The organism is Pseudomonas sp. 05N432 (assembly GCF_056396945.1).
The window spans coordinates 42,371-65,685 of sequence record NZ_JBFTMM010000001.1 but is presented as its reverse complement, the minus strand read 5'-3'; the positions used below and the strand labels follow the sequence as shown (position 1 = coordinate 65,685).

At 60.7% G+C, this 23,315-nt stretch carries 24 protein-coding genes and 1 pseudogene; 16 read left to right on the top strand and 9 right to left on the bottom strand.

What is annotated here, in order from left to right; all coding sequences use genetic code 11:
• Positions 1–136: 136 nt before the first annotated feature.
• Together AC1DHT_RS00305 and AC1DHT_RS00300 are read right to left on the bottom strand one after the other, a co-directional pair.
• Positions 137–1,279 carry an MFS transporter gene (locus AC1DHT_RS00305; protein WP_427538936.1) on the bottom strand — a complete coding sequence of 381 codons (1,143 nt, stop codon included), beginning with the start codon at positions 1,277–1,279 and terminating at the stop codon, positions 137–139.
• A gap of 185 nt (positions 1,280–1,464) precedes the next feature.
• Positions 1,465–2,958 (bottom strand): aldehyde dehydrogenase, encoded by a 1,494-nt coding sequence (locus AC1DHT_RS00300; protein WP_427538939.1) that lies wholly within the window; start codon positions 2,956–2,958, stop codon positions 1,465–1,467.
• A 224-nt stretch (positions 2,959–3,182) separates the two neighbouring features.
• On the opposite strand from AC1DHT_RS00300, the gene AC1DHT_RS00295 reads away from it, so the two are divergent.
• Entirely contained in the window at positions 3,183–3,545 is a 363-nt protein-coding gene (locus tag AC1DHT_RS00295) for a cupin domain-containing protein (protein ID WP_216744358.1), read from the top strand.
• Positions 3,546–3,616: 71 nt separating this feature from the next.
• On the opposite strand, the gene rpmG is transcribed toward AC1DHT_RS00295, so the two are convergent.
• Together rpmG and rpmB are read right to left on the bottom strand one after the other, a co-directional pair.
• The gene (rpmG, locus tag AC1DHT_RS00290; protein WP_007894709.1) at positions 3,617–3,772 is read right to left on the bottom strand and encodes a 50S ribosomal protein L33; all 156 of its coding nucleotides are present in this window, start codon (positions 3,770–3,772) and stop codon (positions 3,617–3,619) included.
• A gap of 11 nt (positions 3,773–3,783) precedes the next feature.
• Positions 3,784–4,017, bottom strand: coding sequence for a 50S ribosomal protein L28 (gene rpmB / locus AC1DHT_RS00285; protein ID WP_034147715.1), 234 nt, complete (start codon positions 4,015–4,017; stop codon positions 3,784–3,786).
• 489 nt (positions 4,018–4,506) lie between these two features.
• On the opposite strand from rpmB, the gene AC1DHT_RS00280 reads away from it, so the two are divergent.
• Positions 4,507–6,093 (top strand): ABC transporter substrate-binding protein, encoded by a 1,587-nt coding sequence (locus AC1DHT_RS00280; RefSeq protein WP_427547210.1) that lies wholly within the window; start codon positions 4,507–4,509, stop codon positions 6,091–6,093.
• A 135-nt stretch (positions 6,094–6,228) separates the two neighbouring features.
• Here AC1DHT_RS00280 and radC read toward each other — a convergent pair whose 3' ends face one another.
• Positions 6,229–6,903 (bottom strand): RadC family protein, encoded by a 675-nt coding sequence (gene radC, locus AC1DHT_RS00275; protein WP_054594645.1) that lies wholly within the window; start codon positions 6,901–6,903, stop codon positions 6,229–6,231.
• A 133-nt stretch (positions 6,904–7,036) separates the two neighbouring features.
• Between radC and coaBC the strand changes: the two genes are divergently transcribed.
• The 4 genes and pseudogenes from coaBC to argB all read left to right on the top strand — a co-directional run bounded on the left by coaBC (position 7,037) and on the right by argB (position 11,347).
• A complete protein-coding gene (coaBC, locus tag AC1DHT_RS00270) occupies positions 7,037–8,245 on the top strand; it encodes a bifunctional phosphopantothenoylcysteine decarboxylase/phosphopantothenate--cysteine ligase CoaBC (protein WP_427547214.1) in 1,209 nt (402 codons plus the stop codon).
• A gap of 5 nt (positions 8,246–8,250) precedes the next feature.
• Positions 8,251–8,706, top strand: a complete 456-nt coding sequence (gene dut, locus AC1DHT_RS00265) for a dUTP diphosphatase (protein WP_216744360.1) — start codon at positions 8,251–8,253, stop codon at positions 8,704–8,706.
• Positions 8,707–8,998: 292 nt separating this feature from the next.
• A pseudogene (locus AC1DHT_RS00260) lies at positions 8,999–10,402 on the top strand (phosphomannomutase/phosphoglucomutase); the annotation flags it as partial.
• Between the two features lie 39 nt (positions 10,403–10,441).
• Positions 10,442–11,347 carry an acetylglutamate kinase gene (argB, locus tag AC1DHT_RS00255; protein WP_427547217.1) on the top strand — a complete coding sequence of 302 codons (906 nt, stop codon included), beginning with the start codon at positions 10,442–10,444 and terminating at the stop codon, positions 11,345–11,347.
• A gap of 168 nt (positions 11,348–11,515) precedes the next feature.
• Here the strand turns inward: argB and pyrE are convergent, their stop codons facing one another.
• Positions 11,516–12,160 (bottom strand): orotate phosphoribosyltransferase, encoded by a 645-nt coding sequence (pyrE, locus tag AC1DHT_RS00250; protein ID WP_427547220.1) that lies wholly within the window; start codon positions 12,158–12,160, stop codon positions 11,516–11,518.
• Positions 12,161–12,242: 82 nt separating this feature from the next.
• On the opposite strand from pyrE, the gene AC1DHT_RS00245 reads away from it, so the two are divergent.
• Positions 12,243–13,022 (top strand): exodeoxyribonuclease III, encoded by a 780-nt coding sequence (locus AC1DHT_RS00245; protein WP_003176915.1) that lies wholly within the window; start codon positions 12,243–12,245, stop codon positions 13,020–13,022.
• Positions 13,023–13,197: 175 nt separating this feature from the next.
• Here AC1DHT_RS00245 and AC1DHT_RS00240 read toward each other — a convergent pair whose 3' ends face one another.
• Both AC1DHT_RS00240 and rph read right to left on the bottom strand, forming a co-directional pair.
• Complete coding sequence (locus AC1DHT_RS00240; protein WP_123581097.1) at positions 13,198–13,566, bottom strand: DUF4870 domain-containing protein; 369 nt, start codon at positions 13,564–13,566, stop codon at positions 13,198–13,200.
• A gap of 34 nt (positions 13,567–13,600) precedes the next feature.
• Complete coding sequence (gene rph, locus AC1DHT_RS00235) at positions 13,601–14,323, bottom strand: ribonuclease PH (protein ID WP_477761216.1); 723 nt, start codon at positions 14,321–14,323, stop codon at positions 13,601–13,603.
• A 270-nt stretch (positions 14,324–14,593) separates the two neighbouring features.
• Here rph and AC1DHT_RS00230 point away from each other — a divergent pair, with 270 nt between their 5' ends.
• The 6 genes from AC1DHT_RS00230 (at position 14,594) to AC1DHT_RS00205 (ending at position 19,899) form a co-directional block, all read left to right on the top strand.
• Positions 14,594–15,457, top strand: coding sequence for a YicC/YloC family endoribonuclease (locus tag AC1DHT_RS00230; RefSeq protein ID WP_427545542.1), 864 nt, complete (start codon positions 14,594–14,596; stop codon positions 15,455–15,457).
• 12 nt (positions 15,458–15,469) lie between these two features.
• Entirely contained in the window at positions 15,470–16,090 is a 621-nt protein-coding gene (gmk, locus tag AC1DHT_RS00225; RefSeq protein WP_427533633.1) for a guanylate kinase, read from the top strand.
• 168 nt (positions 16,091–16,258) lie between these two features.
• Positions 16,259–16,522 carry a DNA-directed RNA polymerase subunit omega gene (gene rpoZ, locus AC1DHT_RS00220; RefSeq protein ID WP_003177259.1) on the top strand — a complete coding sequence of 88 codons (264 nt, stop codon included), beginning with the start codon at positions 16,259–16,261 and terminating at the stop codon, positions 16,520–16,522.
• Positions 16,523–16,579: 57 nt separating this feature from the next.
• Entirely contained in the window at positions 16,580–18,685 is a 2,106-nt protein-coding gene (gene spoT, locus AC1DHT_RS00215; protein WP_427533635.1) for a bifunctional GTP diphosphokinase/guanosine-3',5'-bis pyrophosphate 3'-pyrophosphohydrolase, read from the top strand.
• A gap of 37 nt (positions 18,686–18,722) precedes the next feature.
• Positions 18,723–19,103 carry a RidA family protein gene (locus AC1DHT_RS00210; protein ID WP_003229509.1) on the top strand — a complete coding sequence of 127 codons (381 nt, stop codon included), beginning with the start codon at positions 18,723–18,725 and terminating at the stop codon, positions 19,101–19,103.
• A 55-nt stretch (positions 19,104–19,158) separates the two neighbouring features.
• Positions 19,159–19,899 carry a hypothetical protein gene (locus AC1DHT_RS00205; protein WP_427545539.1) on the top strand — a complete coding sequence of 247 codons (741 nt, stop codon included), beginning with the start codon at positions 19,159–19,161 and terminating at the stop codon, positions 19,897–19,899.
• Between the two features lie 153 nt (positions 19,900–20,052).
• Here the strand turns inward: AC1DHT_RS00205 and AC1DHT_RS00200 are convergent, their stop codons facing one another.
• The gene (locus AC1DHT_RS00200; protein ID WP_427545537.1) at positions 20,053–20,910 is read right to left on the bottom strand and encodes an NAD-dependent epimerase/dehydratase family protein; all 858 of its coding nucleotides are present in this window, start codon (positions 20,908–20,910) and stop codon (positions 20,053–20,055) included.
• Between the two features lie 189 nt (positions 20,911–21,099).
• On the opposite strand from AC1DHT_RS00200, the gene exbB reads away from it, so the two are divergent.
• The 3 genes from exbB to AC1DHT_RS00185 are packed head-to-tail and all read left to right on the top strand — an operon-like array spanning position 21,100 to position 23,279.
• A complete protein-coding gene (gene exbB / locus AC1DHT_RS00195; RefSeq protein WP_427545535.1) occupies positions 21,100–22,098 on the top strand; it encodes a tonB-system energizer ExbB in 999 nt (332 codons plus the stop codon).
• A gap of 6 nt (positions 22,099–22,104) precedes the next feature.
• A complete protein-coding gene (gene exbD, locus AC1DHT_RS00190; RefSeq protein WP_054594656.1) occupies positions 22,105–22,533 on the top strand; it encodes a TonB system transport protein ExbD in 429 nt (142 codons plus the stop codon).
• Positions 22,530–23,279 (top strand): energy transducer TonB family protein, encoded by a 750-nt coding sequence (locus AC1DHT_RS00185; RefSeq protein WP_427545533.1) that lies wholly within the window; start codon positions 22,530–22,532, stop codon positions 23,277–23,279. Before exbD ends, AC1DHT_RS00185 begins: the two co-directional genes overlap by 4 nt.
• Positions 23,280–23,315: the final 36 nt, after the last annotated feature.

Genomic DNA, 23,315 nt, shown 5'->3' with positions numbered 1-23,315 from the left:
CCGTAGCAGCTGGCGCAGCCGGCGTTCGGCTGCGCAGCAGTCGTAAATGCGGATATCGCGGTCTTGCAGTTTAACCGTGACTACAGGGTTTGCGTCTGCTGCGCAGCCGAACGCAGCCTTCGGCAGCTGCTACACATTACGCTGGTTGCGCAGTGCCAAACGCCCCTTGGCGCAGCAACAGGATCACCAGCCCGAGCGCCCCCGCCGCCATCAGCAACGGCAAGGCGTGCCCACTGATCCATTGACTGCCGGCACCGGCCGCCAATGGGCCGATCAGACAACCGATACCCCACAATTGCGCAATGTGAGCGTTGGCTCGCACCAGCGCATCGTCACGGTAGCGTTCGCCGATCAGAATCAGCGACAAGGTAAACAAGCCGCCGGCACTGGCACCGAACAGCACCCACAACGGCCAGATCAGCAAAGTCTCGAGCAACAGTGGAATCGCCAGGCTCGAGAGCATCAGGATGACTGCGCAACCGGCAAACAACGTACGCCGCGACAATCGATCCGCCAGCGCACCAATCGGCAGTTGCAACAAGGCATCGCCGACCACCACGGTGCTGACCATCGCCAGGGCGATTTCAGCGCTGAAGCCCTGGCGCAGGCAATACACCGGCAGCAAGGTCAGGATCATCGCCTCGAACGCAGCAAACAGCGACACCGCCCAGGCAATCGCCGGCAGGCCCCGACAAAAGCTCAGCAAGTCACTGAACGTCACGCTGCAGGCTTCGCTGCTCGGCGCGCCACTGCGTCCCAACAGCAACAGCGGCGACGTCACCAGCAAGCCGACACCGACCCAGAATCCGAAATCGTTGTCGGTGCCCAACGCGCCCAGCAGCAACGGTCCCGACAGTTGGCTCAGGGCATAACTGCTGCCATACAGTGCCACCAGTCGCCCGCGCCATTGCTCGACCACCAACTGGTTGATCCAGCTCTCGCCGAGGATGAACACGAGGGTCAGGATCACCCCGATCGTCAAACGCAGCACCAGCCAGACCGGATAACTGGGCAACAGCGCCAGCAAACCGATTGAAAACGCCCCGGCCCACAGGCACAGGCGCATCAGGTTGGCCGTGCCGAAACGTGCCGCCAGATGGCTGGAGACCTTGGCCCCCAGCAGTACGCCAATCGCCGGCATCGCCGCCATGACACCGATTGCAAACGAGCCGTAACCCCAGCTTTCCAGACGCAACGACACCAACGGCATGCTGACGCCCAGGGCCAGGCCGACACTCAGGACAGAGGCCAACACGGCGAAATAAGTCGCCCAACGCATGCTCCACGCTCCTGTGGATATTTTTATGTACAGCGCAAAGCACTGTGGGAGCGAGCCTGCTCGCGATGACGGCGCAACATTCAACATTGACGTCGACTGTCATACCGCTATCGCGAGCAGGCTCGCTCCCACAGGGGATCTGCATCGTTCAGGGAGCCTGATTCAGAACAGGCTCCCTGAATGGTTTACAGCTTGATCCAGGTCGCCTTCAGCTCGGTGTATTTGTCGAACGCGTGCAGCGACTTGTCACGGCCGTTGCCCGACTGTTTGAAACCACCGAACGGTGCGGTCATGTCGCCGCCATCGTACTGGTTGACCCACACGCTACCGGCACGCAGGGCCTTGGCGGTCAGGTGGCCCTTGGAGATATCCGAGGTCCAGACAGCCGCGGCCAGGCCATACGGCGTGTCGTTGGCGATCCGGATCGCTTCATCGACGCTGTCGAAGGTGATGACCGACAGCACCGGGCCAAAGATCTCTTCCTGGGCGATCTTCATGGCGTTGCTCACGCCATCGAAAATCGTCGGTTCAACGTAGGTGCCACCGGTTTCCTGAAGAATCCGCTTGCCGCCCGCCACCAGTTTGGCGCCGTCGGAGTGCCCGGATTCGATGTAGGACAGCACGGTGTTCATCTGCTGCGTGTCGACCAGCGCGCCAACGTTGGTGGCCGGATCCAGCGGGTTGCCCGGCTTCCAGGTTTTCAGGGCCTCGATCACCAGCGGCAGAAATTTATCCTTGATCGAACGCTCGACCAGCAGACGCGAACCGGCGGTGCAGACTTCGCCCTGGTTGAACGCGATGGCACTGGCAGCGGACTCAGCCGCCGCTTGCAGGTCCGGCGCATCGGCAAACACGATGTTCGGGCTCTTGCCGCCCGCTTCCAGCCAGACGCGCTTCATGTTCGATTCGCCGGAATAAATCATCAGTTGCTTGGCGATCTTGGTCGAACCGGTGAACACCAGCGTGTCGACGTCCATGTGCAAGGCCAGCGCCTTGCCAACGGTGTGACCGTAGCCTGGCAGCACGTTCAGCACGCCTTTCGGGATACCGGCTTCAACAGCCAGCGCCGCGAGGCGGATGGCGGTCAGCGGGGATTTTTCGGATGGCTTGAGGATCACCGAGTTACCGGTGGACAGCGCCGGGCCGAGTTTCCAGCAGGCCATCATCAGCGGGAAGTTCCACGGCACGATGGCGCCCACTACACCCACCGGCTCACGGGTCACCAGACCCAGTTGGTCATGCGGGGTGGCGGCTACTTCGTCGTAGATCTTGTCGATGGCTTCACCGCTCCAGCTCAGCGCTTGCGCCGCGCCTGGAACGTCGATGTACAGGGAATCGCTGATCGGCTTGCCCATGTCCAGGGTTTCAAGCAGCGCCAGCTCTTCGGCGTGCTGCTTGAGCAGGCCGGCGAAACGAATCATGGTGGCCTTGCGCTTGGCCGGTGCCAGGCGCGACCAGACACCCGAGTTGAACGTGCTGCGGGCGTTTTCTACGGCGCGCTGGGCGTCGGCGGCATCACAGCTGGAGATCTTGCCCAGCAGACGGCCATCGACAGGGCTGATGCAGTCGAACGTCTCGCCGGAGACCGCTGCGGTGTATTCGCCATTAATGTAGGCACGGCCTTCGATCTTCAGGTCGCGGGCGCGTTGTTCCCAGTCGGCACGAGTCAGGGTAGTCATACGAGAGTCCTCCTCTTATTGAATACGAGCGCCGCGCGATCTACGCAGGCACCTACAGGAATTCTGCCCGGCCAGTTTTCAATTCGGCCCAAGGCAACTGCCACCCTAAACCAGCGCCCCCTCATGTTTCAATATATTTGACATAAGGCTGGCAAACGGCCTTGCGATGTTCATTTTAATAAACATAGACTTTGATTTTCAGACAATCACGGGGGATTACAAGAATGAGCATCCAGGACATTGTCGACTTCAGCCAGGCCACCACACCCGCCGAGCGCTACCGCCCGGACGCCACAAAAGTGCTCAAGGGCGACCCCGAGCAAGCCGTCTACAACCACTACAGCAGCCCGTGCGGTCAGTTGAACGCGGGCGTCTGGGAAGGAGAAGTCGGGCAATGGACGGTGAACTTCACCGAACACGAATACTGCGAAATCGTGCAGGGGGTTTCGGTGCTGCGTGACCACGACGGCAATGCCAAGACCCTGCGGGCGGGCGATCGTTTTGTCATTCCGGCCGGCTTCCGCGGCACCTGGGAAGTGCTGGAGCCGTGCCGCAAGATCTATGTGGCGTTTGAACAGAAGGCCTGAGGCTTTTCTGACCCCAACAAAAAAGGCCCGTATCTTGCGATACGGGCCTTTTTCTTAAGAGGAAAAATCAATTACTTGATTTTGCCTTCTTTGTAGATCACGTGCTTGCGAACAACCGGATCAAATTTCTTGATCTCGATTTTGTCCGGAGTAGTGCGCTTGTTCTTGTCGGTAGTGTAGAAGTGACCAGTACCAGCGCTCGAAATCAAACGAATCAATTCACGCATGATTAGCTCCCTTAGATCTTGCCAGCTTTGCGGATTTCGGCCAGCACGGCAGTAATGCCACGCTTGTCGATGATACGCATGCCTTTGGCAGATACGCGCAGACGCACGAAACGTTTCTCTTCTTCAACCCAGAAGCGGTGATGCTGCAGGTTCGGCAGGAAACGACGACGGGTTTTGTTGTTTGCGTGGGAAATGTTATTCCCAGTCACCGGACCCTTACCGGTAACTTGACAGACTCTCGACATGCCTCAGCCCTCTAAAACCACATGCCCAACCCGGCATGGGTTGGCCGCTTAATCTCTCAGTCATTTGGCGCCAGGCGCCGCGTTTCTTTAAGGGTCTTACCGGCTACACCTACAGTGAAGGAACCGGGCCCCTAGAAAAGAGCGCTGCTTTATACCAGAAAGACCCAGTAGCAACAACTATCGGTGTGAACAGACTTTTTAAAAAACCCGGTTTTACGGCGCCAGACGCCTTGAACAAAGGCTGCCGATGGCCGCGACCGCTCGTCGCAGAGTACCGACATCCACGTCTGCGCAGACGGTTTTCCCGTGCCAATCTACTCTGATTGGCTGTGCACTGGGGGTCATGCAGTGCAAATTTTGCCGAAAAAAAGAGCCGGACGCATGCCACAAAGTGAAAAAGGGGATAGTCATTTGTAAAAGAGCCCACTAGGGTAGCCCTTTTCCAGACTGCACTCGCAGATGGCCTTCGATCTGCACAGGAATTCACACATGCGCCTCGCTGCCCTACCGTTGTTGCTCGCCCCACTCTTGCTGAGCCCATTGGCCCAGGCTGCCGCTTTAAGCGTCTGCACCGAGGCCAGCCCGGAAGGGTTCGATGTCGTTCAATACAACTCGCTGACCACCACCAACGCTTCGGCCGACGTGCTGATGAACCGCCTGGTCGATTTCGATGCCGCCAGCGGCAAAGTCGTCCCCAGCCTGGCCGACAGCTGGGAAGTGTCGACCGACGGCTTGACCTATATCTTCAAGCTGCACCCGCAGGTGAAATTCCACCATACCGAGTACTTCAGCCCCACCCGCGACCTGAGCGCCGAAGACGTGAAGTTCAGCTTCGAGCGCATGCTCGACCCGGCCCACCCGTGGCACAAAGTCGCCCAAAGTGGCTTCCCTCATGCTCAATCGATGCAGTTGCCCGCGCTGATCAAGAAAATCGATGCGCTGGACCCGCTGACCGTGCGCTTTACCCTGGACCACCCCGACTCGACATTCCTTGCCACCCTGAGCATGGGTTTTGCCTCGATCTACTCGACCGAGTATGCCGACCAGTTGCTCAAGGCCGGCACGCCCGAGAAACTCAAYAGTCAGCCAATCGGCAGCGGCCCGTTCATCTTCGGGCGCTTCCAGAAAGATGCGTCGATTCGCTACAAGGCCAACCGCGACTACTTTGCCGGCAAACCGGCAGTAGACAGCCTGGTGTTCGCCATCACCCCGGACGCCAACGTTCGTTTGCAGAAACTGCGGCGCAACGAGTGCCAGATCGCCCTGTCGCCCAAACCGCTGGACGTGCAGGCCGCCGCTCAGGACCCGACCCTGAAGATCGAGAGCACGCCGGCGTTCATGACCGCGTTCGTGGCCATCAACAGTCAGCACCCGCCGCTGGATAAGCCCGAAGTCCGCCAGGCGATCAACCTCGCCTTCGACAAGGCCAGCTACCTCAAGGCCGTTTTCGAAGACACCGCGCACGCTGCCAACGGTCCGTACCCGCCCAACACCTGGAGCTACGCCAAGGACCTTCCGGGCTATCCAAAGGACATCGCCAAGGCGCGTGCATTGCTGGCCAAGGTCGGGCTCAAGGAGGGTTTTAAAACCACGATCTGGACCCGCCCTTCCGGCAGCCTGCTCAACCCGAACCCAAGCCTTGGTGCCCAGCTGTTGCAGTCGGACCTGGCTGAAGTCGGGATTCAGGCGGAAATCCGGGTGATTGAATGGGGCGAACTGATCCGCCGCGCCAAGGCCGGCGAACACGACCTGCTGTTCATGGGCTGGTCCGGCGACAACGGTGACCCGGATAACTTCCTCACGCCACAGTTCTCCTGCGCGGCGGTCCAGTCCGGGACCAACTTCGCCCGCTACTGCGACCCGGGCCTGGACAAGGTCATCAGCGCCGGCAAGACCACCACCGAGCAAGGCGTGCGCAGCAAGCTTTACGAACAGGCCCAGGCGCAGATCCAGCAACAGGCGCTGTGGCTGCCACTGGCGCACCCGACCGCCTACGCATTGACGCGCAAGGACGTTCAGGGCTACCAGGTCAGCCCGTTCGGCCGTCAGGATTACTCCAAAGTCAGCCTCAAGTAAAAGCGTCACCGCAAAACCTGTGGGAGCGAGCCTGCTCGCGAAAGCGTCACTTCGATCACTGAATAGGTCGACTGACACGACACCTTCGCGAGCAGGCTCGCTCCCACATGGATTTACCTGGCTGCGCTACCCCGCTCACATCCACCCGTACTCGGCCATCGACAACGGATCGCCGTCACCGACAATGAAATGGTCGAGTACCCGCACATCGATCAGGTCCAGTGCCTCTTGCAGGCGCCTGGTCAGCGCTCGATCCGCCTGACTGGGCTCGGCGCTGCCTGACGGATGGTTGTGGCACAGGATCAGCGCCGCAGCGTTGTGCGCCAGTGCACGCTTGACCACCTGACGCGGGTAGACGCTGGCACTGTCGATCGAGCCGCGGAACAGTATCTCGAACGCCAGCACCCGATGCCGGGAGTCCAGAAACAGACAGCCAAACACTTCATGCGGCTCATGGCGCAACATCGCCTTCAGGTAATTGCGCACTTCGATCGGGCTCTTGAGCACCGAGTCGCGACGCAAGCGTTCCGCCAAATGCCGCCGCGCCATCTCCAGCACTGCCTGCAATTGGGCGAACTTTGCCGGCCCCAGCCCAAGCTGACTGCCGAACGTCTGCTGATCAGCCTCCAGCAACGTGCGCAGGCTGCCGAATTGATGCAACAGGTGTCGCGCCAGATCGACCGCGCTTTTGCCGGTCACCCCGGTGCGTAGAAAGATCGCCAGTAACTCGGCATCCGAAAGGCTCGCCGAACCCTGCTCCAGAAGCTTCTCCCGCGGGCGCTCTGCCGCCGGCCAATCGCGAATGCTCATAGCACCTCCATGTGTGTGGGCGCCGCTGTTCCGTTGCGGTCGCTGTGATATCGTAGTCCATCTTTTTTGCGGGCGATTTCACCCTGGGGAGGGGTTTCGCCACGTAGTCATCAATGAATTGAAAGGCAGGCCTATGCAGCGGCTGTATCGGAAACGCATCGTTCTCGGCGTCGGCGGCGGCATTGCCGCCTACAAGAGCGCCGAGCTGGTTCGCCGACTCATCGACCAGGGCGCCGAAGTGCGCGTGGTCATGACCCGCGGCGGCAGCGAGTTCATCACCCCGCTGACCATGCAGGCACTCTCCGGGCACCCGGTCCACCTGGACCTGCTGGACCCGGCGGCCGAAGCTGCGATGGGCCACATCGAGCTGGCCAAATGGGCTGATCTGGTGCTGATCGCGCCGGCCACCGCCGACCTGATCGCACGCCTGGCCCAAGGTATCGCCAATGACCTGCTGACCACCCTGGTACTGGCCACCGACGCCACCGTCGCGCTGGCGCCGGCGATGAATCAGGCCATGTGGCGCGACCCGGCCACCCAGGCCAACACCCAATTGCTCGAAACCCGTGGCTTCAAGGTCTTCGGCCCGGCGTCCGGCAGCCAGGCCTGCGGCGACGTCGGCATGGGCCGCATGCTCGAAGCCAACGATCTGGCACAATGCGCCGCTGACTGCTTCCAGCGCCAGGCGCTGACCGGCAAACACGTGCTGATCACCGCCGGCCCGACCCAGGAAAACATCGACCCGGTGCGCTACATCACCAACCACAGCTCCGGGAAAATGGGCTTTGCCCTGGCCGAAGCCGCGGTTGAAGCCGGCGCCCGGGTGACCTTGATTACCGGCCCCGTGCACCTGCCAACACCGGATCGCGTCACCCGGATCGACGTGGTCAGCGCCCGCGACATGCTCGCCGCCTGTGAAGCGGCGATCCCCTGCGACCTGTTCATCGCGTCTGCTGCGGTTGCGGACTATCGCCCGGAAGTCGTCGCCCCACAGAAACTCAAGAAAGACCCTACGAACGGCGACGGCTTGTTGCTACAAATGGTCCGCAACCCAGACATTCTGGCGACCATTGCCACGCGCCCCGACCGTCCGTTCAGTGTCGGTTTCGCCGCCGAAACCGAACACCTGCTCGACTACGCTGCACGCAAGCTGAAAGACAAAAACCTCGACCTGATCGTCGCCAACGACGTGGCCAACCCGAGCATTGGCTTCAACAGCGAGGAAAACGCTTGCAGCGTGATCGACCGGGAGTTGCACGCAACGCTCTTCGCCCAGACCAGCAAGGGCAAAATCGCCCGCCAGCTGATCACTTTTATCGCCGAACGTCTGAACCAGGTTTAACTCGCATGCACGCTTTACAAGCCAAGATCCTCGACCCACGCATTGGCCGCGAATTCCCGCTGCCGCAGTACGCCACGCCAGGCTCCGCCGGCCTCGACCTGCGGGCGATGCTGGAACAGGACACCGTCATCAAGCCGGGTGAAACCCTGCTGATCCCGACCGGTCTTTCGGTGTACATCGGCGATCCGGGCCTCGCCGCGCTGATCCTGCCGCGCTCGGGCCTGGGCCATAAGCACGGCATCGTGCTAGGCAATCTGGTCGGCCTGATCGACTCCGATTACCAGGGCCCGCTGATGGTTTCCTGCTGGAACCGCGGCCAGACCGACTTCAACATCGTGGTCGGCGAACGTCTTGCCCAACTGGTGCTGGTGCCGGTAGTTCAGGCGCACTTCGAGATGGTGGAAGAGTTCGTCGAGACCCAGCGCGGCACCGGCGGCTTCGGTCATTCCGGCAGCCATTGATACGATGGAGATCCTCTGTGGCGAGGGAGCTCGCTCCCGCTGGGCTGCGTAGCGGCCCCGAGACTTTGTGGGCGCTACGCACCCAAGCGGGAGCAAGCTCCCTCGCCACAATGTTTATGCAGTCTCACCTGCAAGGTTCACCGCGAAAATCAAGGCATGAGCCGGCTTTCATGAGTGTCATGGCCCTTTCGCACCACGAACTCTCTGTGGAAAACGCCGTCATATCCTTCAGTTTGAACCTGTCAACACATTGTTCGCAGGCAGGTCCCGCCACTTTCGAAATGGAGCATTCCCACAGATGAGCATCGCAGCCCGAGTCGCACCCACGTTCCCCGACAGCATTTTTCGCGCCTACGACATTCGTGGCGTTGTCCCGGAAACCCTGACCGCTGAAACCGCTTATTGGATCGGTCGCGCCATTGGTTCCGAAACGCTGGCCAAGGATGAGCCGCACATTTCCGTGGGTCGTGACGGTCGCCTGTCTGGCCCGGAATTGGTCGAGCAGTTGATCCAGGGCCTGCACGACAGCGGCTGCCACGTCAGCGACGTCGGCCTGGTGCCAACCCCGGCGCTCTATTACGCAGCCAACGTGCTGGCCGGCAAGTCCGGCGTAATGCTTACCGGTAGCCACAACCCGTCGAACTACAACGGCTTCAAAATCGTCATTGCCGGCGACACCCTGGCCAACGAACAGATCCAGGCCCTGCACGAACGCCTGAAAACCAATAACCTGAGCAGCGGCAAGGGCAGCATCACCAAAGTCGAGATCCTCGACCGCTACACCACCGAAATCGTCCAGGACATCAAGCTGGCCCGACGCTTGAAAGTGGTGGTCGACTGCGGCAACGGTGCCGCCGGTGTTATCGCGCCTCAGTTGATCGAAGCGCTGAACTGCGAAGTCATCCCGCTGTTCTGCGACGTCGATGGCAACTTCCCGAATCACCACCCGGACCCGGGCAAGCCTGAAAACCTGGTGGACCTGATCGCCAAGGTCAAGGAAACCAACGCCGACCTGGGCCTGGCCTTCGACGGTGACGGCGACCGCGTCGGCGTGGTGACCAATACCGGCGACATCGTTTTCCCGGACCGCCTGCTGATGCTGTTCGCCAAGGATGTGGTTGCRCGCAAYCCGGACGCCGAGATCATCTTCGACGTCAAATGCACCCGTCGCCTGACCCCGCTGATCAAGGAATATGGCGGTCGTCCGCTCATGTGGAAAACCGGTCATTCGCTGATAAAAAAGAAGATGAAACAAACCGGCGCCCTGCTCGCAGGCGAAATGAGCGGGCACATCTTCTTCAAGGAGCGCTGGTTCGGTTTCGACGACGGTATTTACAGCGCCGCGCGGCTGCTGGAGATCCTCAGCAAGGAAAAATCCACTGCGCAAGAGTTGTTCGAGACCTTCCCGAACGATATTTCTACGCCAGAAATCAATATCCATGTGACCGAAGAGAGCAAATTCAGCATCATTGATGCACTGCACGACGCCCGTTGGGGTGAAGGCGCCGAATTGACCACCATCGACGGTGTGCGAGTCGACTACGCCAAAGGCTGGGGCCTGGTTCGCGCGTCCAACACCACACCGGTGCTGGTCCTGCGTTTCGAGGCCGATAACGACGCCGAACTGCAGCGCATCAAGGACGTGTTCCACACCCAACTGAAACGTGTTGCACCTGACCTCCAACTACCATTTTGATTTTTTGAAGCGCCTTTTATTGAAGTGCCGGAGCCCCGAATGACCATCGAACGCGAAGCCGCCGCCAACACCGCCAAGGTCCTGTCCGAAGCGCTGCCTTACATTCGCCGCTATGTCGGCAAGACCCTGGTGATCAAATACGGCGGCAACGCGATGGAAAGCGAGGAGCTGAAAACCGGCTTTGCCCGCGACATCGTGCTGATGAAGGCCGTGGGCATCAACCCGGTAGTGGTTCATGGCGGCGGCCCGCAAATCGGCGACCTGCTCAAGCGCCTGTCGATCGAGAGCCACTTCATCGACGGCATGCGCGTCACTGACGCCCAGACCATGGACGTGGTGGAAATGGTCCTCGGTGGCCAGGTGAACAAAGACATCGTCAACCTGATCAACCGCCACGGCGGCAGCGCCATCGGCCTGACCGGCAAAGACGCCGAGCTGATTCGTGCGAAGAAGCTCACCGTGACCCGCCAGACACCGGAGATGACCCAGCCGGAAATCATCGACATCGGCCAAGTGGGCGAAGTGGTCGGCATCAACACCGACCTGCTGAACCTGCTGGTCAAAGGCGATTTCATCCCGGTGATCGCGCCAATCGGTGTCGGCGCCAACGGCGAGTCGTACAACATCAACGCCGACCTGGTAGCCGGCAAGGTCGCTGAAGCGCTGAAAGCTGAAAAGCTGATGCTGCTGACCAACATCGCCGGCCTGATGGACAAGTCCGGCAAGGTCCTGACCGGTTTGAGCACCCAGCAGGTCGACGAACTGATCGCCGACGGCACCATCTACGGCGGCATGCTGCCGAAGATCCGTTGCGCGCTGGAAGCCGTACAAGGCGGCGTCGGCAGCTCGCTGATCATCGATGGCCGGGTGCCGAATGCGATTCTGCTGGAAATCTTCACCGACACCGGTGTGGGCACCTTGATCAGCAATCGCAAGCGTCCGTAAGCAACACACATAAAAAGACCCCGCTCAGCCTGGCTGAGCGGGGTCTTTTTGTTTGTGCTTTCCCTGTGGGAGCGAGCCTGCTCGCGATAGCGGTCTTTCAGTCACATCAATTTGAATGTGAAGGCCTCATCGCGAGCAGGCTCGCTCCCACAAGGGGGGGGTGTACCGTCAGACGCCGAACTGCGCGCGGTAGGCTTCAACCGCAGGCAAATGCTGCTTGAGCTGCGGATCGTCGGCGAGGAATTCCAGCACCTGATTCAGCGAAACAATGCTGATCACCGGAATACCGAAGTCACGCTCCACTTCCTGGATTGCCGACAGTTCACCGTTGCCACGCTCCTGACGGTTCAGCGCGATCAGCACGCCGGCAGCCTTGGCGCCTTCCTGGGAAGCGATGATCTGCATCACTTCACGGATTGCGGTTCCGGCGGTGATCACGTCGTCGATGATCAGCACGTCGCCGGTCAATGGCGCGCCGACCAGGCTGCCGCCTTCGCCGTGGGCCTTGGCTTCCTTGCGGTTGAAGCACCATGGCAGATCGCGGTCATGGTGCTCGGCCAATGCCACGGCGGTAGCCGCCGCCAAAGGAATGCCTTTGTACGCTGGGCCAAACAGCACGTCGAACGCAATGCCGCTCTCGACGATGGCTGCCGCGTAGAAACGACCCAGCTGCGCCAGCGCAGAACCCGAGTTGAAAAGGCCGGCATTGAAGAAGTAAGGACTGGTACGCCCGGACTTCAGGGTGAACTCACCGAAGCGCAAAACGCCGCGATCGATGGCAAAACGAATGAAGTCGCGCTGATACGCTTGCATGAAAAAAACCCCAAATACCACGGATTTAGCTAATTAGGTAGACGCCGTGTATCATACACGCACGCGATTTTTGGGGCCATTTATGCGGATCATCAGTGTGAACGTCAATGGTATTCAGGCTGCAGTCGAGCGTGGTTTGCTCAGTTGGCTGCAGGCACAGAATGCCGACGTCATCTGCCTGCAGGACACCCGCGCCTCCGCCTTTGAACTGGACGATCCAGCCTTCCAACTGGATGGCTACTTCCTTTATGCCTGCGATGCCGAAGTTCCCGCCCAAGGTGGCGTGGCTTTGTACTCGCGGTTGCAACCGAAGGCTGTCATCAGCGGTCTCGGCTTTGAGACGGCCGACCGCTACGGGCGCTACCTGCAAGCCGATTTCGACAAGGTCAGCATCGCGACCTTGCTGCTCCCTTCGGGGCAGAACGGCGATGAAGACTTGAACCAGAAGTTCAAGCTAATGGACGATTTCGCCCGTTATCTGGATAAACAGCGGCGCAAACGTCGCGAGTACATTTATTGTGGCTCGCTGTACGTGGCGCAACAGAAGCTGGATATCAAGAACTGGCGCGATAGCCAGCAATCCCCGGGCTTCCTGGCGCCAGAGCGTGCCTGGATGGACGAGATTGTCGGCAACATGGGGTATGTCGATGCCCTGCGTGAAGTCAGCCGTGAAGGCGATCAGTACAGCTGGTGGCCAGACAACGAACAGGCCGAGATGCTCAACCTGGGCTGGCGTTTCGACTACCAGCTGCTGACCCCGGGCCTGCGCCGCTTTGTCCGCAGCGCTCGCTTGCCACGTCAGCCGCGGTTCTCGCAACACGCGCCGTTGATCGTGGACTACGACTGGACGCTGACGATCTAAGCGTCATTTCGCAGCCGCAAAAAAGCCGACAGAGATGTCGGCTTTTCCATGGGCGCTGATTATTCAATGTGGGAGCGAGCCTGCTCGCGATGACGGTAGACCAGACACCGAAACGATGACTGTCAGACCGCTATCGCGAGCAGGCTCGCTCCCACAAAGGCATCCTCACCGAGCATTACTTGATCGGTCGCCAAGTGAAGGGGTAACGGTAAGCCACGCCCTCATTCGCCTTGACGCCGCCAATGATGGTCAGCACCACCGCCGCGATCACCAGCAAGCCAAACAGCGGGATGCCGATCAATACGAACATCAGCGGGATACAGATCGTGGCTGCCACCGCCACGGTGATCTGGAAATTCAGCGCTTCCTTGCCCTGCGCGTCAATGAACGGGTCCTGCTCGCGCTTCATCTGCCACAGGATCAGCGGCCCGATCAGGCTGCCGAACGGAAACCAGTAGCCAAGAAACGCCGACAAATGACAGAACATCGCCCATTGCCTGACTTCCTGGCTCGGTGCGGGTGCGGGTAGCTGGTCGTCATTCATGGCGTTCTCCTTATCCTGGAATGAGTTCGAATACTCAGTCGGCCAACGCAGCGTTCTGCAGATCGAAAATATCGTTCATGCCTTTCTTCGCCAGCTCCAGCATCGCGTTCAGCTCTTCAGGCTGGAACGGCGCGCCTTCAGCGGTGCCCTGCACTTCGATGAAACCACCGGTGCTGGTCATCACCACGTTCAGGTCGGTCTCGGCAGCCGAGTCTTCCAGGTAGTCCAGATCCAGCACTGGCTCGCCCTGGTACATGCCCACCGACACGGCAGCAATCATCTGCTTGAGCGGATCACCGCCTTTCAGGCCGCCGCGTTTCTTGATCACTTTCAAGGCGTCGACCAGCGCAACCATGGCGCCGGTGATCGAGGCAGTACGCGTACCGCCGTCGGCCTGGATCACGTCGCAGTCAACGTACAGGGTCACATCGCCCAGCTTGGACATGTCCAGTGCAGCGCGCAGGGAACGACCGATCAGACGCTGGATCTCCAGCGTACGGCCGCCTTGCTTGCCGCGGCTCGCTTCGCGCTGGTTACGCTCGCCAGTGGCGCGCGGCAGCATGCCGTATTCGGCGGTCAGCCAGCCTTGGCCCTGCCCCTTGAGGAAGCGCGGCACACCGTTTTCGACGCTGACGGTGCAGATCACCTTGGTATCACCGAACTCGACCAGTACAGATCCCTCGGCGTGTTTGGTGTAGTTGCGGGTAATGCGGATCGAGCGGATCTGATCGGCAGCGCGACCACTTGGACGTTTCATAGGGGAACACCTGTACGGAGGACGGAAATCTGCCGAGCATTATAGGGCGGCCGGGCGCGCCTGGGCACATCTAAAAAACCCAAGCGACGAGCGAGGGCTCTGAACCGCGCCTTGCGACGACCTGCTGCGCTTTGTCACACGCGCCATTTGGGAGCATCCGCCGCACTGCGCTACAATCCTGCGCCTTTGCAGCCTGTGGGCTTTAATTCATCTAACCAGGTCCGTTGAGCCCGTAGGGTTCGGCGCAGGCCTGAATCGCGAGGTACCTCCATGGTGCACAGCATGACCGCCTTCGCCCGCGTCGAAAAAGCCGGCAGCCAGGGCACCCTGAGCTGGGAGCTGCGCTCGGTCAACAGCCGCTACCTGGAACCGCACCTGCGCCTGCCAGAGTCCTTTCGCGACCTCGAAGGCAACGTGCGCGAAGCACTGCGTCAGGGCCTGTCGCGCGGCAAACTTGAGTGCACCCTGCGCTTCACCGAAGAAACCGCCGGCAAACCGCTGCAAGTCGACCGCGAACGCGCCGCGCAACTGGTCGCCGCCGCCGAGACCGTCGCCAGCCTGATCAACAATCCTTCAGCCCTCAACCCGCTGGAAGTGCTGGCCTGGCCTGGCGTGCTGGTTGCCGATGCAAGCGACCCGCAAGCGCTCAACGCCGAGGCGCTGGCCCTGTTCAATGAAGGCCTCAAGGAACTCAAGGCTGGCCGCGAACGCGAAGGTGCAGAGCTGGCCCGACTGATCAACGAACGCCTGACGTCCATTGAAGAAGACGTGGTGACCCTGCGCGAACTGGTTCCGCAGATGCTCGCCACCCAGCGTCAGAAGGTGCTCGACCGCTTTGCCGACATGAAGGCCGAGCTCGACCCGCAGCGCCTGGAACAGGAAATGGTCATGCTCGCGCAAAAAAGCGACGTCGCCGAAGAACTGGACCGCCTGAGCACCCACATCATTGAAGTTCGCCGCGTGCTCAAGTCCGGCGGCGCTGCCGGTCGGCGCCTCGACTTCCTGATGCAGGAGCTCAACCGCGAAGCCAATACACTGGGCTCCAAAGCCTTCGACCCGCGCAGCACCCAGGCTGCGGTCAACCTCAAAGTGTTGATCGAGCAGATGCGCGAACAAGTGCAGAACATTGAGTAAGGCTACCCTGACATGACCCACAGCACTGGCACCCTGTACATCATTTCCGCCCCGTCCGGCGCTGGCAAAACCAGCCTGGTCAAGGACCTGATCAACGATCTTCCACAGATCCGGCTTTCGATCTCGCACACCACCCGCGCCATGCGCCAGGGCGAAGTGGACGGGGTGAACTACCACTTTGTCGACCGCGCCCAGTTCGTGAAGATGATCGAGCACGGCGACTTCCTGGAGCGCGCCGAAGTGTTCGGCAACCTCTATGGCACTTCGCAAAGCCACCTGCAGCAGACCCTGGATGAAGGCCACGACCTGATCCTGGAAATCGACTGGCAAGGCGCCGAGCAGGTGCGCAAGTTGATGCCGCAAGCGCGCTCGATCTTCATTCTGCCGCCCTCCCAGGAGGCCTTGCGCCAACGCCTGCACGGCCGTGGCCAGGACAGCCACGAGATCATTGAAGGCCGGATGCGTGAAGCGGTCAGCGAGATGAGCCACTACGTCGACTACGACTACCTGATCATCAACGATGATTTCAACCAGGCGCTGGAAGACCTGAAAGCGATTTTCCGCGCCAATCAGCTGCATCAGAAACGTCAGCAACAGCGTTTCGGTAAATTACTTGCCGAATTGCTGGGCTGAATCAGCTCTTCCCAAAACCGCTGCAAGGGCTTTACATTGGTACTTGCAGCGCGCTGAAGGGCTTGGTTAAAAAATCAGCGCTTCCCTAATCGCTGGTGATTTTTTAAACTGTTGAGTCCGCTCGCCCAACCGGGCAGCGCGCATATTGCATTCGCTCCGAGGAATACCATGGCCCGCGTAACCGTTGAAGACTGCCTAGAACACGTGGAAAACCGCTTTGAGCTGGTCATGCTCTCTACCAAGCGTGCCCGTCAACTGGCCACCGGCGGCAAAGAGCCTCTGGTCCAGTGGGAAAACGACAAACCTACCGTTGTGGCCCTGCGTGAAATCGCTGAAGGCCTGATGAGCTACGAGTTCATCGCCAATGCTGAAATCGTCGAAGACGAACCGCTGTTCGCAGCGTTCGAGGACGAGTCCAACGAGGCCGTCTAAGTCCATGCCTGGTCGACGTAGTACGGCGCGGGGTCACAGCCATCGGCAGGAGTCATCATGCCGAGCATAGACGCCCTCGCCGAACGCTTATCGACCTACCTCGGCACCGACCAGGTCAACCTGGTCCGCCGAGCGTACTTCTACGCCGAACAAGCCCACGACGGCCAGCGCCGCCGCAGCGGCGAAGCGTACGTCACGCACCCGTTAGCGGTCGCGAACATTCTTGCCGACATGCACATGGACCATCAGAGCTTGATGGCCGCGATGCTGCATGACGTGATCGAAGACACCGGCATCGCCAAGGAAGCGCTCTCTGCGCAGTTTGGCGAAACCGTGGCCGAATTGGTCGACGGGGTCAGCAAACTGACCCAGATGAACTTCGAGACCAAAGCCGAAGCCCAAGCCGAAAACTTCCAGAAAATGGCCATGGCCATGGCGCGCGACATTCGCGTGATCCTGGTGAAACTGGCCGACCGCCTGCACAACATGCGCACGCTGGAAGTCCTGTCCGGTGAAAAGCGCCGGCGGATCGCCAAGGAAACCCTGGAAATCTACGCGCCCATCGCCAACCGGCTGGGCATGCACGCCATCCGCGTAGAGTTCGAAGACCTGGGCTTCAAGGCCATGCACCCGATGCGTTCCGCGCGGATCTACCAGGCGGTCAAACGCGCCCGGGGCAACCGCAAGGAAATCGTCAACAAGATCGAAGAGTCCCTTAGCCACTGCCTGGCCATCGACGGCATTCAGGGCGAGGTCAGCGGTCGCCAGAAACACCTCTACGGCATCTACACGAAAATGCGCGGCAAGCGCCGGGCTTTCAACGAGATCATGGACGTCTACGCGTTCCGGATCATCGTCGACAAGGTCGATACCTGCTACCGCGTGCTCGGTGCCGTGCATAATTTGTACAAACCGTTGCCAGGGCGCTTCAAGGATTACATCGCGATTCCCAAGGCCAACGGCTATCAGTCGCTGCACACCACGCTCTTCGGCATGCACGGCGTACCGATCGAAATCCAGATCCGTACCCGTGAAATGGAAGAGATGGCCAACAACGGCATCGCTGCCCATTGGCTGTACAAATCCACTGGCGACGAGCAGCCAAAAGGTACTCACGCCCGCGCCCGCCAGTGGGTCAAGGGCGTACTGGAAATGCAGCAACGCGCCGGCAACTCGCTGGAATTCATTGAAAGCGTGAAGATCGACCTGTTCCCGGACGAGGTCTACGTGTTCACGCCAAAAGGCCGGATCATGGAGCTGCCAAAAGGCTCCACGGCGGTCGACTTCGCTTACGCGGTGCACACCGACGTCGGCAACAGCTGCATCGCCTGCCGGATCAACCGTCGCCTGGCGCCGCTGTCCGAACCGCTGCAAAGCGGCTCGACGGTCGAGATCGTCAGCGCTCCGGGTGCACGCCCGAACCCGGCGTGGCTCAACTTCGTGGTCACCGGCAAGGCCCGCACGCATATTCGTCACGCGCTGAAACTGCAGCGCCGCTCCGAGTCCATCAGCTTGGGCGAACGCCTGCTGAACAAGGTGCTCAACGGTTTCAACAGCTCACTGGAAAAAGTCCCGGCCGAGCGCATCAAGGCGATGCTCAACGAATACCGCCTCGAACTGATCGAAGACCTGCTCGAAGACATCGGCCTGGGCAATCGCATGGCCTATGTCGTCGCCCGCCGCCTGCTCGGCGAAGGCGAACAGTTGCCAAGCCCGGAAGGTCCGCTGGCGATTCGCGGTACCGAAGGCCTGGTGCTCAGTTACGCCAAGTGCTGCACGCCGATCCCGGGCGACCCGATTGTCGGCCACCTGTCCGCCGGCAAAGGCATGGTCGTGCACCTGGACAACTGCCGCAACATCAGCGAAATCCGCCACAACCCGGAAAAATGCATCCAGCTCTCGTGGGCCAAGGATGTCACCGGCGAATTCAATGTCGAACTGCGCGTCGAGCTGGAACACCAGCGCGGCCTGATTGCCCTGTTGGCCAGCAGCGTCAACGCTGCGGACGGCAACATCGAAAAAATCAGCATGGACGAACGCGACGGTCGTATCAGCGTGGTCCAACTGGTGGTCAGCGTGCACGACCGTGTACACCTGGCCCGCGTGATCAAGAAACTGCGCGCCTTGACCGGGGTGATTCGCATCACCCGCATGCGTGCCTAGCTCGTCCATACAGCCCCCCAATTACAAGGAGTCATACATGACCAAGACTGTTATCACCAGCGACAAGGCCCCGGCCGCCATCGGTACTTACTCCCAGGCGATCAAGGCTGGCAACACCGTCTACATGTCCGGCCAGATCCCGCTCGATCCAAAAACCATGGAACTGGTCGAAGGCTTCGAAGCCCAGACCGTCCAGGTGTTCGAGAACCTCAAAGCCGTGGCTGAAGCCGCTGGCGGTTCGTTCAAGGACATCGTCAAACTGAACATCTTCCTCACCGACCTGAGCCACTTCGCCAAGGTCAACGAGATCATGGGCAAATACTTCGACCAGCCTTACCCAGCGCGCGCCGCCATCGGCGTGGCAGCCCTGCCAAAGGGTTCGCAGGTTGAAATGGATGCCATCCTGGTCATCGAGTAATACGCACGGCGCAGCCTCCCAGGCTGCGCCGACTTCGTTCTGTAAGGATCTCCTCATGCGCAAAGCGCTAGCTCTCTCGTTGCTCGCGGCGTTTCTCGGTGGCTGTGCCAGCAACCCTGCCGACCGTGACATCAGTGGCACCTGGATCAACCAGTCGGCAATCGATGCGGCGGCCAAGGGCGGCCCGCTGCGCGAAGCACTGCAAGCCTATGGCCCGAACCTGGAGTGGGACGTCAACACCAAGGCCGGCCAGGCGCGCTACACAAACGGTTTCGAGAACGTCGAAGGTAAAATGCTCGGCGGCAAATCCGATGCCTGGAAAGTCGAGTTTTATGGCAGCGCTGCCACCGAATTGAAGCGCGACGGCAAACAGTTGCACCAGGTGGCCAACGACAACGAGCCCGAGCAACTGTTTGACCGCGCCAAAGACATCGCCCCCGAAGGCGCGCCGATTGGCGCCAGCTTCGAGCGCGCGCTGTACTCAGCGTACCTGGGCGGTAGCTGGAAGATCGTCAACGGTCCGGGCGAAGGCAGCACCGTGCAGTTCCAGGCCGATGGCGCCGTTCAAGGCCTGCCCGGCGCTGACCGCTACGCGCTGTGCCTGGCGGGCGACTGCGCCTCCATGAGCGGCGGCCACGACACGGTCTGGCTGCAACTGAGCGGCCAGGGCAACCCGTGGATCTTCACCCGCAACGGCAAACAGATGGAGATATTCCAGGCAGTCAATGGCGCCCAGGCGGACGAAGTCCCTTCGTTCACCCCTGGCAATCGCCAATGGACACTGGAAAAACAGTGATCCTGCTTTAGGATCACCAAAGAACCAATGTGGGAAGGGCCGGGCGACGTTCGCCTGCTCGCGATGGCGGTGTAACAGTCAGCATTAATGCTGAATGTTATGGCCTAATCGCGAGCAGGCTCGCTCCCACAGTTGTTTTGGGGTGCTTGAAAGTCAGCTGCGGCCTTCAATAATCGCTGCATACCCTTCACGAAAGCTCGGATAGCGCGGTGTCCAGCCCAGCGCTTTGGCGCGGGCGTTGCTGCAACGCTTACTGCCCGTACGGCGCACGCTGGCATCCTCCGACCATTCGGTTACCCCAAGGTACTCGCGTAACCAACCCACCACCTCCGCCAACGGCGCGGGCGCGTCGTCGACGCCGATATAGCAGTCATCCAGCGCCTCGTCGCGCTCGGCACGCAGCAACAGGAACGCCAACAACCCGGCTGCGTCATCCACATGAATCCGGTTGGCATACAGCGGTGGATCAACCGCGACGCGATAGCCCTGCCGCACCTGACTCAACAGCCACTCACGACCCGGGCCGTAAATCCCGGTCAAGCGCACCAGACTCGCAGGAGTGCCACTGTTTAATGCGATCTGCTCGGCTTCCAGCATCACTCGTCCGGAATAGCCGGCCGCTTGAGTCGGCGACATTTCATCGATCCATTCACCGTTCTGCTGCCCGTACACGCTACTGCTGGAGACAAACAGCAAGCGCTTCGGTGCCTGACCGTAGTCGTTCAGCCATTCCAGCACATGCTGCAAGCCCTGGACATAAGCGGCGCGGTAACCGGCTTCATCGTGATCGGTGGCAGCCGCGCAATACACCAGGTAATCCACCGCACCGACGGGCCAGGTCGCCGGGCAGTCTTTATTGAACAAGTCGCCAGCAACGCCAATAACGCCCTCGGGCAGGCGCGAGATGTCACGCCGCAAGCCATGAACCTCCCACCCCGAGGCCAACAGTTGAGTGGCCAGACGGCCGCCAACATCGCCACAACCGGCGATTAAAACAGAAGGCGCGGACATCAAAAATCTCCCATCAGAAAGGTACAGGCTAGCCTTGGTATTGGACACGCGGCTAGCAATCAAAGAAAAAAAGAGACTCTATTACTTTTGTTAACAAGAATTACTTGCAATAATGCCCGCCACTTTTGTTCTCGGCCCGCGAGGCCTGGAAGGACATTAAACCCTCTTTTTCTCTCAGGTCCGGCCAGCATGACACGTAATTCACTCTCCGCTTCGCCAACCACACTTGCTCGTCCCACTCGCGCCCTGAGCGCGGTCGCCGCGCTGCTGTTCAGCTTGCTGCTGGCCCCGACCGCTACCTTCGCCGTCGAGCCCACCGTCGCCACCCCACCGGCTGCAGCAGCGTCCGCGCCAGTCGCTGCTGATCATGCTGATCACGCCGCCCCGGTCGTGGCACCCGTCGCCGCCGACCCGGCACTGGCCGCCGAAGGCGCTGCCGCTGACGCACCTGAAGTCCTCGAAGCCGACAACTCCCTGGGCATGGCCCACGACCTGTCACCGTGGGGCATGTACCAGAACGCCGACATCATCGTGAAAATCGTGATGATTGGCCTGGCCATCGCCTCGATCATCACCTGGACTCTCTGGATCGCCAAGGGCCTTGAGCTGCTGGGCGCCAAGCGTCGTCTGCGCGGTGAAATCGCCAGCCTGAAAAAAGCCACCACCCTTAAAGAAGCCAGCGCCAGTGCGGCCAAGGAAGGCACCCTCGCCAACCTGCTGGTCCACGACGCCCTCGAAGAAATGCGCCTCTCGGCCAACAGCCGTGAAAAAGAAGGCATCAAGGAACGCGTCAGCTTCCGCCTCGAGCGTCTGGTGGCCGCCTGCGGTCGCAACATGAGCAGCGGCACCGGCGTGCTGGCCACCATCGGTTCCACCGCGCCGTTCGTGGGGCTGTTCGGCACCGTGTGGGGCATCATGAACAGCTTCATCGGTATCGCCAAAACCCAGACCACCAACCTCGCCGTCGTCGCCCCCGGCATCGCCGAAGCCCTGCTGGCCACTGCGCTGGGCCTGGTGGCCGCGATTCCTGCGGTGGTCATCTACAACGTCTTCGCACGCTCCATCGCCGGGTACAAGGCCCAGGTGTCCGACGCTTCGGCGCAGGTCCTGCTGCTGGTCAGCCGCGACCTCGACCACCTGCCGCCCGAGCGCATCCCTTCGCAACCGCACATGGTCAAAGTAGGGTAATCCGCCATGGGCTTGCATTTAAAGGAAGGCGCGGACGACGATCTCGCCGAGAACCACGAAATCAACGTCACGCCGTTCATCGACGTGATGCTAGTGCTGCTGATCATCTTCATGGTCGCCGCCCCGCTGGCCACCGTGGACATCAAGGTTGATCTCCCCGCCTCGACCGCCAAACCGGCGCCGCGGCCAGAGAAACCGGTGTTCCTCAGCGTCAAGGCCGACCAACGCCTGTACCTGGGCGAAGACGAAGTCAACGCCGAAACCCTCGGCGCGACCCTCGATGCGCGAACCCACGGCAAGAAGGACACGACCATCTTCTTCCAGGCCGATAAAGGCGTGGACTACGGCGACCTGATGCACGTGATGGATGCCCTGCGGGCGGCCGGCTACCTGAAAGTCGGCCTGGTCGGACTTGAGACGGCAGCCAAAAAATGATCACGACGCGCCAAAAGCTGACGCGTTACGGCGCTAGCCTGGTCGTGGTGCTGGGCGTCCATGCGGTCGCGATTCTGCTCGCGCTCAACTGGAAGTCCTCACCGCCCGTCGAGCTGCCGCCGATGGCGATGATGGTCGAGTTGGCGCCGCTTCCGGCACCGCCACCACCCGCACCGCCCAAGGTCGTCACGCCGCCGCAGCCACCGACCCCGGTCGAAGAACTGCCACTGCCGAAACTGGCGGAAGCGCCAAAGCCGACGATCTCGGTGCCCAAGCCGGTCAAACCCAAGCCCAAGCCTCAACCGCCCAAGCCGGTGGAGAAAAAGCCCGAGCCGCCGAAAGAAAAACCGGCCGAGGAAAAACCCAGCGACACACCGCCGACCAACACTCCGACGGAGAAATCCGCGCAACCTGCCCCAGGCCCATCGCCAGCGCAGACTGCGGCCAAGGAAAGTTGGCAAGGCACGCTGCTGGCGCACCTGGCCAAGTACAAGAAGTACCCGCCGGCCGCCCAATCGCGCGGCAAGGAAGGCTTGAACCGTCTGCGCTTCGTGGTCGACGCTCAAGGCAACGTGCTGTCTTACGAGTTGGTCGGTCGCTCCGGCAACGCCGATCTGGACCGGGCCACCCTGGAAATGATCCGCCGCGCCCAGCCGCTGCCCAAGCCACCGGCCGACATGCTGAAGAACGGCTCGATCGAAATCGTCGCGCCGTTTGTGTACTCCCTGGAAAAAGGCCGCCGTTAAAACGCGTTGCCCCCTGTGGGAGCGAGCCTGCTCGCG

What these genes read in the sequence shown, in the direction of transcription:
- AC1DHT_RS00205 (WP_427545539.1), top strand. Translation starts at nt 19,159, where the DNA reads ATGCGCAAAGCGCTAGCTCTCTCGTTGCTCGCGGCGTTTCTCGGTGGC.
- argB (WP_427547217.1), top strand. Translation starts at nt 10,442, where the DNA reads ATGACCATCGAACGCGAAGCCGCCGCCAACACCGCCAAGGTCCTGTCC.
- AC1DHT_RS00185 (WP_427545533.1), top strand. Translation starts at nt 22,530, where the DNA reads ATGATCACGACGCGCCAAAAGCTGACGCGTTACGGCGCTAGCCTGGTC.
- AC1DHT_RS00305 (WP_427538936.1), bottom strand. Translation starts at nt 1,279, where the DNA reads ATGCGTTGGGCGACTTATTTCGCCGTGTTGGCCTCTGTCCTGAGTGTC.
- dut (WP_216744360.1), top strand. Translation starts at nt 8,251, where the DNA reads ATGCACGCTTTACAAGCCAAGATCCTCGACCCACGCATTGGCCGCGAA.
- AC1DHT_RS00245 (WP_003176915.1), top strand. Translation starts at nt 12,243, where the DNA reads ATGCGGATCATCAGTGTGAACGTCAATGGTATTCAGGCTGCAGTCGAG.
- exbD (WP_054594656.1), top strand. Translation starts at nt 22,105, where the DNA reads ATGGGCTTGCATTTAAAGGAAGGCGCGGACGACGATCTCGCCGAGAAC.
- AC1DHT_RS00295 (WP_216744358.1), top strand. Translation starts at nt 3,183, where the DNA reads ATGAGCATCCAGGACATTGTCGACTTCAGCCAGGCCACCACACCCGCC.
- AC1DHT_RS00200 (WP_427545537.1), bottom strand. Translation starts at nt 20,910, where the DNA reads ATGTCCGCGCCTTCTGTTTTAATCGCCGGTTGTGGCGATGTTGGCGGC.
- exbB (WP_427545535.1), top strand. Translation starts at nt 21,100, where the DNA reads ATGACACGTAATTCACTCTCCGCTTCGCCAACCACACTTGCTCGTCCC.
- rpmG (WP_007894709.1), bottom strand. Translation starts at nt 3,772, where the DNA reads ATGCGTGAATTGATTCGTTTGATTTCGAGCGCTGGTACTGGTCACTTC.
- coaBC (WP_427547214.1), top strand. Translation starts at nt 7,037, where the DNA reads ATGCAGCGGCTGTATCGGAAACGCATCGTTCTCGGCGTCGGCGGCGGC.
- AC1DHT_RS00230 (WP_427545542.1), top strand. Translation starts at nt 14,594, where the DNA reads ATGGTGCACAGCATGACCGCCTTCGCCCGCGTCGAAAAAGCCGGCAGC.
- pyrE (WP_427547220.1), bottom strand. Translation starts at nt 12,160, where the DNA reads ATGCAAGCGTATCAGCGCGACTTCATTCGTTTTGCCATCGATCGCGGC.
- radC (WP_054594645.1), bottom strand. Translation starts at nt 6,903, where the DNA reads ATGAGCATTCGCGATTGGCCGGCGGCAGAGCGCCCGCGGGAGAAGCTT.
- gmk (WP_427533633.1), top strand. Translation starts at nt 15,470, where the DNA reads ATGACCCACAGCACTGGCACCCTGTACATCATTTCCGCCCCGTCCGGC.
- rph (WP_477761216.1), bottom strand. Translation starts at nt 14,323, where the DNA reads ATGAAACGTCCAAGTGGTCGCGCTGCCGATCAGATCCGCTCGATCCGC.
- spoT (WP_427533635.1), top strand. Translation starts at nt 16,580, where the DNA reads ATGCCGAGCATAGACGCCCTCGCCGAACGCTTATCGACCTACCTCGGC.
- AC1DHT_RS00240 (WP_123581097.1), bottom strand. Translation starts at nt 13,566, where the DNA reads ATGAATGACGACCAGCTACCCGCACCCGCACCGAGCCAGGAAGTCAGG.
- AC1DHT_RS00300 (WP_427538939.1), bottom strand. Translation starts at nt 2,958, where the DNA reads ATGACTACCCTGACTCGTGCCGACTGGGAACAACGCGCCCGCGACCTG.
- rpoZ (WP_003177259.1), top strand. Translation starts at nt 16,259, where the DNA reads ATGGCCCGCGTAACCGTTGAAGACTGCCTAGAACACGTGGAAAACCGC.
- rpmB (WP_034147715.1), bottom strand. Translation starts at nt 4,017, where the DNA reads ATGTCGAGAGTCTGTCAAGTTACCGGTAAGGGTCCGGTGACTGGGAAT.
- AC1DHT_RS00210 (WP_003229509.1), top strand. Translation starts at nt 18,723, where the DNA reads ATGACCAAGACTGTTATCACCAGCGACAAGGCCCCGGCCGCCATCGGT.